This window comes from Mesorhizobium sp. M7A.F.Ca.MR.362.00.0.0 (genome assembly GCF_004023175.1).
GTDB lineage: Bacteria > Pseudomonadota > Alphaproteobacteria > Rhizobiales > Rhizobiaceae > Mesorhizobium.
The window spans coordinates 1-209 of record NZ_RZTF01001274.1; the positions used below are offsets into that span (position 1 = coordinate 1).

Genomic DNA, 209 nt, shown 5'->3' on the forward strand with positions numbered 1-209 from the left:
TTGCCTCGTGATTGGTCTGGCTGCCGTCGATGACGATGCGCTCCGGCTGGCCATGGCGCGCCAGCGCCTTGCGGAGGAAGCGTTTGGCCGCCACCAGGTCACGGTTTTCGCTGAAATTTGAATTCGACGGTGTCGCCGAGGCTGTCGATGGCGCGGTAAAGATACATCCACTGGCCGCGGACCTTGATGTACGTCTCGTCCATATGCCA

At 60.8% G+C, this 209-nt stretch carries 1 pseudogene; it reads right to left on the reverse strand.

The features are described from left to right. A pseudogene (locus EOC06_RS39890) lies at positions 1-209 on the reverse strand (DDE-type integrase/transposase/recombinase); the annotation flags it as partial.